Annotated in this window: 12 protein-coding genes; 3 read left to right on the forward strand and 9 right to left on the reverse strand. The window is 49.5% G+C overall.

Features of this window, described 5'->3' with window-relative positions:
* Positions 1-55 precede the first annotated feature (55 nt).
* Both MJZ26_01325 and MJZ26_01330 read left to right on the forward strand, forming a co-directional pair.
* The gene (locus tag MJZ26_01325; GenBank protein MCQ2104410.1) at positions 56-2,173 is read left to right on the forward strand and encodes a hypothetical protein; all 2,118 of its coding nucleotides are present in this window, start codon (positions 56-58) and stop codon (positions 2,171-2,173) included.
* An 87-nt stretch (positions 2,174-2,260) separates the two neighbouring features.
* The gene (locus MJZ26_01330; GenBank protein ID MCQ2104411.1) at positions 2,261-4,357 is read left to right on the forward strand and encodes a hypothetical protein; all 2,097 of its coding nucleotides are present in this window, start codon (positions 2,261-2,263) and stop codon (positions 4,355-4,357) included.
* Positions 4,358-4,377: 20 nt separating this feature from the next.
* Here MJZ26_01330 and ribF read toward each other — a convergent pair whose 3' ends face one another.
* The 6 genes from ribF to MJZ26_01360 are packed head-to-tail and all read right to left on the reverse strand — an operon-like array spanning position 4,378 to position 11,391.
* Entirely contained in the window at positions 4,378-5,277 is a 900-nt protein-coding gene (gene ribF, locus MJZ26_01335; protein ID MCQ2104412.1) for a riboflavin biosynthesis protein RibF, read from the reverse strand.
* A gap of 20 nt (positions 5,278-5,297) precedes the next feature.
* A complete protein-coding gene (locus MJZ26_01340; protein ID MCQ2104413.1) occupies positions 5,298-6,305 on the reverse strand; it encodes a tRNA pseudouridine(55) synthase TruB in 1,008 nt (335 codons plus the stop codon).
* Positions 6,306-6,659, reverse strand: a complete 354-nt coding sequence (gene rbfA / locus MJZ26_01345; GenBank protein ID MCQ2104414.1) for a 30S ribosome-binding factor RbfA — start codon at positions 6,657-6,659, stop codon at positions 6,306-6,308.
* Positions 6,659-9,730 carry a translation initiation factor IF-2 gene (infB, locus tag MJZ26_01350; protein ID MCQ2104415.1) on the reverse strand — a complete coding sequence of 1,024 codons (3,072 nt, stop codon included), beginning with the start codon at positions 9,728-9,730 and terminating at the stop codon, positions 6,659-6,661. The genes rbfA and infB overlap by 1 nt, the downstream gene beginning before the upstream one ends.
* 26 nt (positions 9,731-9,756) lie before the next feature.
* A complete protein-coding gene (nusA, locus tag MJZ26_01355) occupies positions 9,757-10,929 on the reverse strand; it encodes a transcription termination factor NusA (protein MCQ2104416.1) in 1,173 nt (390 codons plus the stop codon).
* A 15-nt stretch (positions 10,930-10,944) separates the two neighbouring features.
* Complete coding sequence (locus MJZ26_01360) at positions 10,945-11,391, reverse strand: ribosome maturation factor RimP (GenBank protein ID MCQ2104417.1); 447 nt, start codon at positions 11,389-11,391, stop codon at positions 10,945-10,947.
* A gap of 135 nt (positions 11,392-11,526) precedes the next feature.
* Here MJZ26_01360 and MJZ26_01365 point away from each other — a divergent pair, with 135 nt between their 5' ends.
* Complete coding sequence (locus tag MJZ26_01365) at positions 11,527-11,736, forward strand: hypothetical protein (GenBank protein MCQ2104418.1); 210 nt, start codon at positions 11,527-11,529, stop codon at positions 11,734-11,736.
* Here the strand turns inward: MJZ26_01365 and MJZ26_01370 are convergent.
* From MJZ26_01370 to MJZ26_01380, 3 genes are read right to left on the reverse strand one after another with little or no spacing between them, the layout of a single operon-like run.
* Positions 11,733-12,455 carry an NUDIX domain-containing protein gene (locus tag MJZ26_01370; GenBank protein MCQ2104419.1) on the reverse strand — a complete coding sequence of 241 codons (723 nt, stop codon included), beginning with the start codon at positions 12,453-12,455 and terminating at the stop codon, positions 11,733-11,735. The two genes, MJZ26_01365 and MJZ26_01370, sit on opposite strands and share 4 nt — an antisense overlap.
* A 22-nt stretch (positions 12,456-12,477) precedes the next feature.
* Positions 12,478-13,602: a hypothetical protein gene (locus MJZ26_01375; protein ID MCQ2104420.1), complete on the reverse strand. Its 1,125-nt coding sequence runs from the start codon at positions 13,600-13,602 to the stop codon at positions 12,478-12,480.
* A gap of 13 nt (positions 13,603-13,615) precedes the next feature.
* Positions 13,616-14,536 carry a peptidase M23 gene (locus MJZ26_01380; protein MCQ2104421.1) on the reverse strand — a complete coding sequence of 307 codons (921 nt, stop codon included), beginning with the start codon at positions 14,534-14,536 and terminating at the stop codon, positions 13,616-13,618.
* Between the last annotated feature and the right edge of the window lie 3 nt (positions 14,537-14,539).

The raw sequence follows: 14,539 nt of genomic DNA on the forward strand, positions 1-14,539 counted from the left end.
GTCCAAACGGGCGCCCTCTTTTTTTTTCAATTTATTTATTCTAATTTTCCCCATTATGGTTAGGAAACAATTCTTTGCAACAGTCGCATCCCTCCTAGGAGCATTTTTATTCGTTACGTCTTGCAGCAGCACAGACACGTCTTCAACAGAAGTAAACGAAACTGAACTTAGTTCATCATCTAGCGACAAACTCCAAGGTTCTTCGACTTCAGACTCACCAACGTCGAGTTCCTCTGTAGAAGACTCCGAAATGGACCCGGAAGCGGTCCACACCATCACAGGCTTTGTAAATCGAGGCCAGCTGAAGGTCGGATCCGAAGTTATCCTTCGCGAACTGGACAGCACTCTCGCCCAGACCGGTACTGTCTACAAGGCAAAAATCCAGGACGAGACAGGTTCCTATGTCATGGAAAATGTCAAGTTGGAAAGCCCCTACGTTCACCTTAAGGTCACAGGGGATTTCACGTCTCTATGCGGTGGTGATGAGTTCCAATATTCTCCCATTTCCATAGAAGCTTATGCCGACGTTCGCAAAGGCGATACAATCAACTTGAACATTCTGACCCACTTGCAGGCTCAGAAACTGCCCTTCTATATTAACAAGGGAATAGCCTTCACGGACGCCCTAAACGAGGCCCAGCAAGATTTTGCAAAGTTGTTCCTGTTAGATTCCATCGATAGTGATTTCAACAAGATTGACCTAATAAACTCAAATGTCAACTCGCCCTACCTTCTTGGCCTTACCGCCCTTTTCGACATAGATCATATTCTTCTAAGTCCAAAACCGGATCTAAGCACAGAGGCCTATGACCCGAAAGACTTAAATATCTACTGGAACAATGCATACCAGATTATCAATGGAACCTACTGTTTTAAGTTCAAGGAAAGCATTCAAAAATTCGGTTACAGTCCTCTCTCTGGCAAGGCAAAGGATTACCTAAAGAACCTTTGGGAAAGCATGGCACAACTGGGAGAATGTTCTACTTCAAACCGTCTTGAAATCAAGTCTCCTGCCTACAACGAAAAAACTCATTTCTACTGCGAGTCATCCAAGTGGATTCAACCGAAACAATGCATGGAACTAGACGATATTATCCTAGATACTCTAACGCCCCTCAAAAAAGGCAAAATTTTCCAAAGTCCCTACTGCAGCGAAAACGCCTACAAATATGATGGGGAATGGAAATTCGCTGACAATGTAGACGTTGGACTTGGATTGGCATGCACCAACGAAACTCTTGAATTTACCGGAGCCAGCGGAAGAAAATGCTATCAATGCTTATTCACCTCCTGGGTCGGCATGAAGTGGAAAGAAGTGGATCCGTCCATTTGCGAAGTCTATGAACACACCTGCTCTGAAGATGGCGAAGTATTTAAGGGAACCGTAGATCCCTCGATTGCCTATGTCTGTGATGACGGCCAAGCCCGACAGGTTACCACACGAGACTCCCTCCTGGATTACGTCTGCATTACAAGCAGTCCTAAAAAGTCTGTAGCCGTAGGCAAAACCACATTCATATGCAACGCAGGCAAATGGGAAGTCTCCTTCGGCGATTCCCTGGACAACGTTCTTGTCGACAAACGTGACGGAAAAGTCTACCAGACAATAGGCGTCGGCAACCAACGTTGGATGGCACAAAATCTGGATTACCAGGATTCCGTAAGCACACCGATTCTAAGCGAATCCATCTATACCGGAGATGGAAACGACGTCTATTTTCTTGGCACGCTCTACAATTGGAATGCCGCTATGAATAGTGAAGGTTCCTGGAAAGATTCCAAATTGGAAAAACCTGTTCAGGGCATCTGCCCCGAAGGTTATCACATTCCTTCCTCTGCAGAGTGGGACACCTTAACCGCCTTCGTGAACAAATTCCGTGAATCCAAAAATGAAGCGGCAAGCTTAAAGGCAAAATCCTGGGACAGTTGGTATCCTCCCGACAACAAGGACCTCGAAGGAACGAATGAATTCGGCACAAATATTGATGCCAGCGGTTTTGTCGGAAAAGACAACAAGTATGTGTACGCCAACAAGCAAGTTTACCTTTGGACAAGCGATGCGGACTCCAGCGGTTTTGCCCTGCAACACCTTTCTATAACATCTTCAAAGATGGACCGTGAAATCCATAACTATCCACGAGTCAAGGCAGCCATTCGCTGCGTTGAAGATTAACAGGAGGGGCCTTCTATGATTTTTCAAGCAAAGAAAATTTTCGCAATTTTATGGTGCTCCGTATTATTTGTCCTATCCGGATCAATCATGGCTGGTTGCTCTTCATCGGACTCCAGTTCAAGCCATTCTGAAGAAATCAATCCTGACGACAAAGATTCTACCGAAATTTCGGACTCTTCCTTAACATACGAAACGGAAATCTTTGAGAAGGCGGATTACCAGGCCGCTGGACGAAGCGCTTTCAATTACTTAGCCCCCAAAAGCGAAGTCACTCTATACGAACTGGACGGCAGCCTTGCCCAAACCGGCAAGGAATTTACCACAGAAACAACGGGTGACTGGGGAGCATTTTCTTTTTCCAAGGTGTCATTAGTATCGCCCTACGTTCTAATCAAAATGAGAGGGCATTATGGATATAGAGGCGATCCCGAGCCATCATACCACACAACAGACACAACCTTCTATTTCGCCATAGCCGACTTAAGAAGCGAAGACTCCATTTACTTTTCAAAAGCCTCTACCATCGAAGCTTTCAGAACGCTGGATATCGCTCAAGATAAGAACATTCGTTTTGACAAGGCTTTGTTGAAGGCTCGTAATGAAATTACCACTGCGTTATACCAAGATTCCAATTTAGTTTCGAAACCATTCAGCAAATACGCAAGAAACGATATCGAAGATAAAGCCAGTAGACTTCTTTATCTCATTGACTTTGCTTTTAATGTAAATGACTCTGCCCTGTGCTACAATATGCTAAGAAACGGGCTATGGATTTCCGACTCCGTTCAGATTGCAAGGGCAGACTTCGCATTCAATTCCCTTACCGCAGATAGAAATCCCTTTTGCGAAGCGAAAATGTCAAGTGACTATTTTGCCGGAGCCCTAGGAATCGATTTCTGCCGTCATCAAATTCAAGGCAATTCAGTCAAAGTGGCAAATGAGCTCAGCAGTTTTAACAACCGCGTTCTTGTTTGCGGTCAAGACGAAATTTGGGCACCCATCTCTTTGTCTGAAAACGACACCCTTGATTGGAGTGCCGGGCAAGACGCCGAGTTGCGTAATGGACCTTTCACAGGAATCACCTATGCCTATGATTCCATCCTTGGTACATGGACATCCGCACACCTTATAGATTCCATTCCCTGCATAAGTTCCCTCGTTGGTGCCATTGCACAACAGGAAATCATTGGATTCAGAACACTTTATTCCATCTGCACTAGTCAGCGCTTCTGGGACACAACTACTGCGGACGAATATGAAAAGCAACAAAAGGCTTGCCGTGGTTCAGCCGACGCTCAAGTTGAAAACTTCGATTATATCAAGAAATTTGTCTGCAAGCAAGGATCTACTGATACAAACCCAGAAGAACCAGAGCAGGAAAATCCAGCCACTTTGCTGGAGCGCGAACAACTGGTCAACCTCTGCGGCGAGGAAGAAGATTTCCGCAAAGGCGTTATCGACACAACCATTTATTACCACTGCTACAAGGGTGAACTCAGTGTGGCGAATGCCTTTGACCTTGCCATAGGCCATGCCTGCAACCAGGAACATAAAGGGTACGCGCATTACCAGAATTCTATATACAACTGCAATGGCTTTAGATGGTCCTACGCAACAGACAGCTTGATTAGAGACTCCATCGTCGACACTCGCGACAATCAAGTCTACAAGACCATCGGCATCGGAAGTCAAGTCTGGCTGGCAGAAAACCTCCGCTATGACATAGATTCCAGCTGGTGCTATGGAGACAGCACGGAGTACTGCCAATACGGAAAGATTTACCCGTGGAACGAGGTGATTGATGTAAACAACCCCAAGAAAAACTTCTGCCCCGAAGGCTGGCACGTTCCCAACAACGCTGAATTCGACACACTCACCACCTTTGCACAAAGCTGGTTCAAGAATCAAAGCATCCAACATATTCTTGGAGCAACAAAGGGATGGGAATACGGCGGTTGGCAGGATAGCGGTCTCGACCTTGTTGGTTTTGGAGCATATCCTCTTGGACATAGAACGTTGAACGGTGCCTACCAAGGGCGAATCACATCCATTTTCCTATGCAGCGCCGATTATGAAGAGGACGAAGGCTACGTACTTATGATGAATCGCAGCGACTTCACCAAGTTCGTTCCCTACAAGCAAAAACCCAATTTGACTTGTAACGTTCGTTGCCTGAAGGACTAAATCCTAAGCCCAGACAAGCTTTATTCAGCCCAATGATTACCGTTGTAATTACGGGCTGTATCTGCATCCATTCCTATTTGACGGATCAAATCCTCTAGGCTTGAGAACTTCTGTTCCGGACGCAGATAACCCATCAGGTCAAGAACCAGATGTTGGCCATAAATATCTTCGTTGAAGTCTAGCAGGTAGGCCTCAATGGCCATAAAATGAGTTCCCGGAGTAGACGGCTGAATTCCAATGTTCACAACGGAGCGAAGAATTCGTCCATCGGCCAAACGGGCGTTTGCCACATACACACCGCCCTTGGGCAGGAACTTAAACTTTTCAACCTGAAGGTTGGCCGTGGGAAAACCGAGGGTTCGCCCCATGCGTTTTCCTACAACCACTTCGCCAGTCAAACGATAAGGGCGACCAAGATAAGTTTGGGCGCGATCCACGTCTCCCATTTCCAGGGCAGTACGCACCGCAGAGGAACTGACCCGTTCGCCCTTATGCAACACAATGGATAGCATCTGGGTACTCAGTTCCGGGAAGGCAGCCGTAATGGTTTCGTAGTTGCCCTTGCCACCGGCGCCAAAGTTATGGTCGTGACCAAAAAACATGGAGCACACGTTGCGCTTTTCAATCAGTTCCTGACGGACAAACTGGTCAAAGGGCAAGTTCATGACTTCACGGGTAAAAGGCAGAACCAAAAAATCCAAGCCGAGACTTTCGATGAATTCACGTTTTTCATCGGTGGTGGTCAGCAGCAGCGGATTGCCTTCACCGCGGATTACGTAATTAGAATGAGGTTCAAAGCTGATTACCGTAGGGCGCAAGCCGTTGGCTTCAGCCACAGCCTTCAGGGAACGGAAAAGCACTTGATGGCCCAAATGGCAGCCATCAAAATTTCCCATGGTAACAGCGCGTTTTACACTCATATCTCTACGTTCGGAAAAAACTACTCGTCCGCGGCCAAGTAAATCTTGGGTCTAATGCGGCCCGGTTCATAATGGCAAAAACTCAGAACCTCGCCTTTCAAGTTGGCTACAAAAATATTGCCTTCAGCATCAACACCTTCAATGGGTGTTTTCCAAGGAAGATAATTACCCTGGCGAATCACAGCTACCTGGGAATCATCCAAACGGACTACCGGGAAATCAAGAATCTGATCCACCGGAATCAAATGTTCGCGAGTCAAATTTTCTCCACGAACCGCCTTGTCCAAGGTCACGTTGCCGATGCGATGGCGTCGTATTCCGGAGACACAGCCGCAAGTTCCAAGAGCCCGTGCAATGTCACGGCCCAACGCACGTATATAGGTACCCTTACTGCATTCGCAAATCAAGTCGAACGTAGCAATAGCCTTGCCAGAACAGCCTTCGGTTGCATCGTTGGCGACCACATCGGTCACCTTCAGAGAGCTGATGTTGATCTTGCGGGCCTTCAGTTCGATATCACGGCCTCGTTCCATCAGGTCGCTGGCTCGGACACCGTTAATCTTTACGGCGCAGTACTTGGGCGGCACCTGTTCAATGTCACCAATGAACTGGGGTAGAACAGCCTCAAGATCCTGCAAACTAATTTGCGTTTGTGGATTGCTAGATTCTTCGACTTCGAACCTTTCGGTTCTACGCTCAGAATGACACTCTGAAAGTCCAGAGTCTAGAGACTCGTCTCTCGTCGTTCCTCTCTCGTCTGTCGCAATCACTTCGCCATCCCATTCCAGGGTATCGGTCTGGTAGCCCAGATGAAGTCTAAAGCTATAGCACTTGTCCTTTGCTTCAACAAAGGGCAACAAACGGGTGACGCGGCCGGTGGCAGCAATAATCAAACCTGAGGCACGTAAATCAAGCGTACCTGCGTGGCCAACTCGCTTTGTAGAAAAGACCCTTTTCAGTGGGAAAAGGGCCTTAAAAGAAGTTTCACCAGCAATCTTGTCTAACAGGACAAAGCCAGAATTGGACAATTAGAGTTCCCCTTTCTGTTTCAGTTCTGCAAGAATGCTTTCGATATGCATGGCATGTTCCAAGTTCTCGTCTAGCACAAAGTTCAGTTCGGGAATCTTGCGAATCTTAAGGGCCTTGCCAAGAACCCCGCGGATAAATCCGGCAGAGTTCTTGAGACCAATGAGAGAATCGCGCTTTTCCTTATCGGAACCCATCACGGAGACCATGATCTTTGCGTAGCTCAGGTCATCGTCAATAGTGACGCGGGTAATGCTGGACAAAGAGCTCACGCGAGGATCCTTGAGACCCTTCTGGATCATCTTGGAGATTTCCTCGCGGAACTGTTCGCCTAATCTGTCGGTTCTACGACTCATTAAACGGATTCCTCTTCGTTAGCCTTCTTAGCCTTTTCTTCGGCTTCTTCGCGGGCAACGTCCTTCAAGGTACGAGCAACAGAGACTTCCTTGAAGAAGATCAAGCTATCGCCTTCACGAATATCGTCGTAACCCTTAAGACCGATACCGCATTCAAAGCCGCGGGCAACGGACTTGACGTCGTCCTTCATGCGCTTCAGAGACTGAACAACGGTAGTACCAAGTTCTACGCCGTTGCGGTATACGCGCACATGGCTTTCGCGGTCCACGGAACCGTCGGTAACCATACAGCCGGCGATGAGACCGACCTTGGGAACCTTGAAGACCTGGCGGATTTCTGCTTCACCGCTAAGTTCTTCACGGAGAGTGGGCTTGAGGAGGCCTTCAACAGCGTTGGTGATATCTTCGATACAGTCGTAAATCACGCGGTAATTGCGGATTTCGATGCCTTCCTTCTGGGCCATTTCGCGGACAGCGAGAGACGGCATCAAGTGGAAGGAAACAATGATAGCCTGAGCGGTTGTTGCAAGAAGGATATCGGATTCAGTGATGGTACCAACACCCTTACGGATGATGTTAACACGGACTTCCTTGTTGGTGAGCTTTTCGAGAGAAGCTGCGAGAGCTTCGGCAGAACCACCCACGTCAGCCTTGACGATGAGGTTAAGTTCAGAGAGCTTACCATCCTTCTTTTCATTGAAGGTGTTTTCGAGAGATACTGTCTTACGGGCGCGGAGATCGCGTTCACGGGCAGCCATACGGCGCTTGGAAGCAATTTCACGTGCGGTCTTTTCGTCTTCAACCACGATAAGATCGTCACCGGCCTGAGGAGTACCATCGAAACCAAGAACCTGGCAAGGAGCAGAAGGCGGAACTTCCTTAAGCTGTTCACCACGTTCATTAAACATTGCACGGACACGACCTGCATAGATACCGCAGACAAACGGGTCACCCACATGGAGGGTACCGTTCTGCACGAGGATCGTAGCCATGGAACCCTTACCCACGTCAAGCTTGGATTCCACAACAGCACCACGTGCGTGTGCATCCGGGTTAGCCTTAAGTTCAAGAACTTCGGCTTCGAGAGCAAGAGTTTCAAGAAGTTCGTCCATACCCTGACCGGTACGTGCGGAAACTTCGATACAGCTGGTAGAACCACCCCACTGTTCCACTTCTACGCCGCGTTCAGCAAGCTGGGCACGGATCTTGTCGGGATTTGCAGTGGGAAGGTCAATCTTGGTAATAGCGACCACCATCGGAACCTTTTCGCGCTTGGCAAGTTCGATGGATTCAACAGTCTGGGGCATGACCATGGAGTCTGCTGCCACAACCAGCACGATAACGTCGGTGACCTGAGAACCACGGGCACGCATTGCGGAGAATGCTTCATGACCCGGAGTATCAAGGAAGGTAACCTTACCCTGGCTGGTGGTAACTTCGTATGCACCAATATGCTGGGTAATGCCGCCGGATTCGCCAGCCACAACGTGGGTCTTACGGATCCAGTCGAGCAAGGAGGTCTTACCATGGTCAACGTGACCCATCACGGTAACCACCGGATGACGGGGCTGCTGATTTTCTTCGACTTCGGTTTCTACACCGAGAGCTTCTTCTTCGTATTCTTCCATCAGCTGAGCTTCAAAGCCGAATTCGTCGGCCAGGAGCTGGATGGTTTCAAAGTCGAGGCGAGCATTGATGGTCACCATCATGCCCATTTCCATGCACTTCGCAATAACGCGAGCAGGCATCTGTTCCATCAGGCCAGCGAGTTCGCCAACAGTGATGAAGTCAGAAGTCTTCAGGATCTTCTTTTCGTCGCCAGTTTCGCCTTCGGCCTTTTCCTTACGGTAGACCTTCTTGACAGGCTTCTTGGAGAGGTCAGCCATCACGCGGGAAACGTTCTGACGAACGGCTTCCTGCTGCTGTTCTCTCTGCTGGTCGCGATCCTTACCGTTGTTGCGACGGTTCTTGTCGTTCTGACCATGACGGCCATTCTGCTGAGAGCCCTTGCCGCCCTTGCCACCCTGACCGGCACCAAAGCCGCCCTGAGCTGCATTATTGCTAGCGTTAAAGGCATCCTGCATGGAGCTACCGGTAAAGCCACCGGTACGTCCTGTAAAGGTGCGTCCGCCGTTATTGTTGTTGCGGTCGCCGCCCTGGCCACCCTGACCCGGACGACGGTTACCGCCATTGCGGTTGTCCTGACCGTTGTTGTTCAAGCGGCCAAAAGTACCTGTGTAACCCTGCTGGTTGCCACCGTTTCCGCGGGGACCATTGCCAGGGCGGTGTCCGCCGCGGCTCTGCTGAGCCATCTGGCGAGACTTTTCGATACGAGCAAGAATTGCTGCATCGGGTTTGAAAACTTGAGCCTTCATAGGCGGCTGCTTCAGTTCCATGCCCGGGGTAACCATGGCAGGTTCTGCTGCAGGAGCCTTTGCGGCAGCGGGAGCTTCGGCCTTGGTGGGAGCTGCAGGTGCCGCAGGCTTCACTTCGGCCTTGGGAGCCGGCTTCGGTGCTACAGGAGCCTCGACCTTGGCAGGTTCTGCCTTCGGGGCAGAAGCTTCAACAGGAGCTGCCTTTGCAGGTTCTGCCTTGGGAGTTTCTACAGCCTTCGCGGGCTCAGCCTTAACTGCAGGCTTTACCTCGGCCTTGGGAGCGACAGCGGGTGCTGCAACTTCAGCAGGCTTTACTGCGGGAGCCTCAACCTTGGCAGGTTCTGCCTTCGGGGCAGCAGGCTTTACAGTTGCAGTAGTTTTAACAGCAGTGGGCTTACCCTTAATGAGGGTTGCCTTAAGCTTGCGTCCACCGGCAGCGGGAGCTGCTGCGGTCTTACTGGCCGTAGCGCTGGCAGCCTCGGAAGTGGAGGACTTCTTCAGGTTCTTGTTTCGGGCTTCGGCCTTGGCACGTTCGGCTTCGGCGGCGGCTTCGATCTTCGCATAGTCCGCGGCATCGACCTTGGACATGTGGGTACGTACAGTGACGCCCGCATCGCGAAGAAGCTTCATCACAACGTCAACCTTGACGCCGTGAGATTCAGCCCAATCTGTTGGTTTAATTTGTTCAGTTGCCATTTATAGCCTTTTCCAAAGTTCCTGTATTAGCGGCCAGCCTTGCGGTTTGCGTGGGCCATGTCTGCTGCGGAAGGAGACGTAATCATCTTCTTGGTTTCGTCGTCCTTTTCGGACCATTCCTTTTCACCGAAGACGTCGAGATTACGCTGCACCAGTTCGGCAGCCAGCTTAACGTTCTGGCCGTTCTTACCGATAGCAAGAGCCAGGTTTTCGTCGCTGATAATCACAACGGTACGACGAGTGTCGGGCACGTGGATCAGCTTGATAACGTTTGCCGGAGCAAGAGCGCGCTGGATGAACACATCCAGGTCCGGATTCCACTGGACGATATCGATACGTTCGTTACCCAGTTCACGGACGATAGTCTGAACGCGGGCACCCTTCATACCGACGCATGCGCCAACGGGGTCGATCTTTTCGTCGCGAGAATGAACAGCGATCTTTGCACGGAAACCAGGTTCGCGAGCAACACCCTTCATTTCGACAACGCCTTCGTAGATTTCGGGAACTTCCTGACGGAAGAGTTCCTTGAGGAAGTCGCCATTAGCGCGGGAAAGAATCACCTGGGCGCCGTTCTTGGTATTTTCATCAACGCGGGCGATAACAGCCTTAATGGAATTGCCCTGAGCCCAACGTTCGCGTTTGATCTGTTCGCGGTAGGGAATCATGGCTTCGGTCTGCTTGCCGAGACGAACGACGATGTTACTTTGTTCCAAACGAATCACTTCGCCGTTAACCATGGTGCCGATGCGGCTGCGGTAGGTGTCAGTGATCTTCTGACGTTCAGCATCACGGATCTGCTGGTTCAAAAGCTGCTTAGCAGTCTGGATTGCCTGACGGCCAAAGTTGGAAATAGGAATTTCCATTTCGAGAGAGTCACCGGGCTGAGCATCTTCGTTGAATTCGCGAGCTTCTTCAACCAGCATATAGCCCTTATCCAGTTCTTCAACCTGGGCAGCGGTCATCTCGGGGTCATAGTCCGGATAGTCATCAACGACGGCCACGCGGAGGAACACACGGATTTCGTTGTTTTCTTCGTCGAAATCAACTTCGATTTTCTTTTCGATGTGCAAGTACTTGCGGGCAGCAGTGATCAAAGCTTCCTTAAGTGCATTGAGCACAATGGAATCTTCCATATCCTTTGCTTCGACGACCGTCTTGAGCACCTCGAGCAAATTTTCTTTCGGTTCGTTCTTCATAGCATGACCTTCCTATTAGATTTGTACATCCACTTTTGCCACAAGCACTTCGTCGCGAGGAATGATTTCTTCTTCCTTCTTGCCTTTGAGTGCCAGGGTTAAATTCTTTTCATCCACTTCAATCAGCTTACCCACCACAGGCTTACCTGCAGGGCGGGTCACGCGGATAAAGCGACCCTTATTTCTGATGAAATCTGCATCCGACTTCAAGGGGCGGTCCAAGCCCGGGGAAGAAACTTCCAGGGTGTAGGCGCCTTCGATAATCTCGGGATCAAGGTCCAGGGCGTCGGAAAGGAAATGGCTCACATTGGTGCAATCATCAATGGAAACGCCTTCCGGCTTATCAATGTAGAGGCGCAGCGTCTTACGCTTGCCTGCGCGGAACATATCCTGTTCCACCAGAGAGACTCCGGCGGCTTCGCATGCCTTAGCAATCAGCGAATCCAACTTCTCGTTAGCCAATTAGACCTCGTTTTTATAATAAAATAGCCGCCCGCTATTGGAAGATATCACATCCAGACCTTGGACTGAGTATTTTCCACGGGCAGTCTAAAACCGTTGGTAAATATAAAAAAAAATGTTATCTTATGGCTCACTATGGCATACGTACTACTTATTTTGGCCTCAATTGTGGGTCTTGCAGGCTCCGGATACTTCCTGCGCAAGAATATTCTTGCCATCCGCGAAAAAAACAAGAACGAACCCAAGGCTTACAAGCGCGCACTGAACTACGTGCTCACAGGTCTGTGGTACGGCTACCTGATTATCTTCTTCCTGGGCCTTACCATCAACAACTTGATCGGCTAAAGGCTTCGACCCTGGGAGCGGAGCCAACGTTCATACAGGAACAACGCAATTAGATTCTTGCCGTCCACAAACTTGCGGGCGGCTTCTTCGTATGGCAGCACCTCGGTACGGATCCATTCGATTTCCTCAGTGTACTCCTGGTCCTTGCCGTCCATGGCCTTCAGCTCTTCCGCAGTGACTTCCCGTTCGATTGCATACAAACGAATGCGCTCATCCAGAAGTCCACAGCTAGCAGCAAAGCCTTCGCTTGCCCCCTGGTACCAGAAATCCATCAGGTCAATCAGTTCGGAATCCTGGGCCTTGATCTGTGCTTCTTCTTCCAGCTCAGAAAGCGCCACCTTGCGATAGTCACCGGTCCAGTCCAAAATGCCTGCAGGAATTTCCAAGGAGGCTTGTTCTGAAATTGCAAAGCGGGGCTGACGAACCAACAGCAGGTACGGTTTGCCTTCGCAGCGAAGTACAACCAAAATGCCAACCGCATTACCGCGAACCAGAACAATGCCGTGAACCGGGCGGCCATCCGGAAGAGTCGCCGTTGCCTCCAGCTTGATGAACAAGGGCTGACGTCCCTTGCGCAAGAAATCAACCGAGGCAAAATGCACTTTGGTCACATTGAACTTCTTCTGAGAGGCTTCCAACCAGTCCTTATAAATACGGGAGTCTAGAACAACCTGCTTATCGGATTCTGCAATTTCTTGAGCAAAGGAATATTCAATCATAAATCCCCTTTTGCCGAAAAGCCTACTTCTCTTCGACAATCAATGTATCGGGAGCCACAGAAGCTTCTTCCCAAATTTTAGACAACGTATCAAGAATAGCTACGGAGTCATTGTCCACAACCATCTTGCTTCCACTCATATTGTAAACCATCCACTGGGGTTTTGAAGCAGGACCGCAGAATGTTTCCGTTTCATCGGGAATCATCAGTTCTCGAATAAAGCGGACGCGTTGCCCTACCCCGTAGTAGGCGTAAGAAAAGGAATTGTAGGAAGCGCATTCCGGAATTTTTTCTGTATAGTATGTGCTATAGTGCCAAATCGTATCGGGGCGTTCCTGCAAGGATCCCAAAGAATTGGAATCATTCTCCCACTTGGAGTTTATGCAGTAAACTAGGTTCGTATCTGCACAACGGTAATGAATCGGAACCAAGTTCGTGTCGTTGACGCTCCAGCTGTTCGGATACAATGTATCGGGAACCGTAGACTCACACATGTCGATACGGTGAGTGCAGTTGGACTTCATGGTCCGCCAGAAAAAAACGCGAGGCGTCAGGGAGTCGAGTACACGAATCATCGAAGGGATCGCCTTGGATTTTTTCTTTTCCTTGGTTCGTAGAGGAAAGTTGTGCGCATCCGCAAAGCTGGAATCCATATAGACAAAGAAAGTATCCCGTTGGAAGGAACCTCGACGTATGGAAATGGAATCCAGGATAGAGTCGGCATCGTTTTTCACCTTGAGGACAGAAACCCCGGAAATAAGATTTTCGCCAAGGATGATCTTCAAAGTTGTATCAGGCCTAAAGTATGGGGCGGCACAATCCTCTTCGGTAGCATGGATGTTAATGACCGGCTGGAGCAAAAGCACAGAATCCTGCTTTTCGTACTTGCGCTCAATGGAGGTAAGGGCACAATTGGAAAAGGACCAGATATCCTTTAGTTCAAGGAACAAGGTGTCACTGACCAAATGGAAAGCACGGCCTGAGTCCAGAGAAGCCCCCAGGAAGAAACCATGACCCGTAAACTCGTTTTCGCTGGAGGAAACACTGATAGGCCCATCGGAATCTTTTTCACAACCCACAAACATGAGCAAGGCGCAAGCCATGCACAAGGCGGCAACAAGACTCTTGATGTACTGGGGTTGGTTCATAGAACCAAAGTTATTAAAAACCTAGACTTTTTTCAAAGGTAGCCATGTCTTTTGCGTCTACCGGATGGGCTGCAGCGTAGAAATCCTTCCAGCGGATAAACAGACCATTCTGGCGGACAGTCAAGAAGAAAATGGAACTATCCTGAGGATTAAGCCTGCCAACAGACGCATCGGCAAGAACCAGGCTGCCTACAGACAAACTATCGTTCAAGGCTCCCATGCCGGAGGTTCTGCTAGTCACATTGTATCCGTGGTCTATTTCCACAAAGTATCCCAAGGAATCCTTCCCCATATCCAGAACCTTGCCCGGAAGCACGGGGAGAATAGGAGCTTCACCGATTCCCCTGAAAACGTCCATTGCCAGGAGGGATTCATGGCCTTCAAAATCGAAGTCGTCGGTAATGGTCAAGGCAGACCACTGCATAGGAAGCTGCGGGCATACGCCAGGGAACCTACATCCGGAATTCTTGGAAACCCAAACGTAATTGGAATCCTTGTTCGCCAAGTGAAGATACTCATAAACATTGCCATCTTCATGAAGTACCAGGCGAGCATTGGAAAAATCATCTGCCGGGGCAACCCAATGAAGCTTGGATGCAGCGCCACTGCGCAAGGAAGCCACATACCGCAAGAACGGATTGGGCAAGCTAAGGGACAATGTGGAATCGTTTATAATCCATGAACACTGGGCAAGGCCCTTTTCAAGGGCAAAGGGTGTTCCACCATAGCTTTTGCAAATGTTCTCCCAGTTTTCCATGTCCTCGGTTTCTTCGTTACCTGGCAAGGGCAGAGCATTGGCGATTGTCGTAACAAGCCCTGTCCAGTAAACAAAGAACGCAGCAACCGCCACAAATATCAAACGGAGCAAAGGGAACTTGTGGCGAGAAATGACTCGCTTTTTCTTTCCCTTATATTCCTGAAATTCGATGGGCATCGA

The organism is Fibrobacter sp. (assembly GCA_024398965.1).
Taxonomy (GTDB): domain Bacteria; phylum Fibrobacterota; class Fibrobacteria; order Fibrobacterales; family Fibrobacteraceae; genus Fibrobacter.

Coding starts and splice junctions, on each gene's coding strand:
- infB (MCQ2104415.1), bottom strand. CDS start 9,730: ATGGCAACTGAACAAATTAAACCAACAGATTGGGCTGAATCTCACGGC.
- rbfA (MCQ2104414.1), bottom strand. CDS start 6,659: ATGAGTCGTAGAACCGACAGATTAGGCGAACAGTTCCGCGAGGAAATC.
- MJZ26_01380 (MCQ2104421.1), bottom strand. CDS start 14,536: ATGCCCATCGAATTTCAGGAATATAAGGGAAAGAAAAAGCGAGTCATT.
- ribF (MCQ2104412.1), bottom strand. CDS start 5,277: ATGAGTGTAAAACGCGCTGTTACCATGGGAAATTTTGATGGCTGCCAT.
- MJZ26_01370 (MCQ2104419.1), bottom strand. CDS start 12,455: ATGATTGAATATTCCTTTGCTCAAGAAATTGCAGAATCCGATAAGCAG.
- MJZ26_01365 (MCQ2104418.1), top strand. CDS start 11,527: ATGGCATACGTACTACTTATTTTGGCCTCAATTGTGGGTCTTGCAGGC.
- MJZ26_01375 (MCQ2104420.1), bottom strand. CDS start 13,602: ATGAACCAACCCCAGTACATCAAGAGTCTTGTTGCCGCCTTGTGCATG.
- nusA (MCQ2104416.1), bottom strand. CDS start 10,929: ATGAAGAACGAACCGAAAGAAAATTTGCTCGAGGTGCTCAAGACGGTC.
- MJZ26_01325 (MCQ2104410.1), top strand. CDS start 56: ATGGTTAGGAAACAATTCTTTGCAACAGTCGCATCCCTCCTAGGAGCA.
- MJZ26_01330 (MCQ2104411.1), top strand. CDS start 2,261: ATGGCTGGTTGCTCTTCATCGGACTCCAGTTCAAGCCATTCTGAAGAA.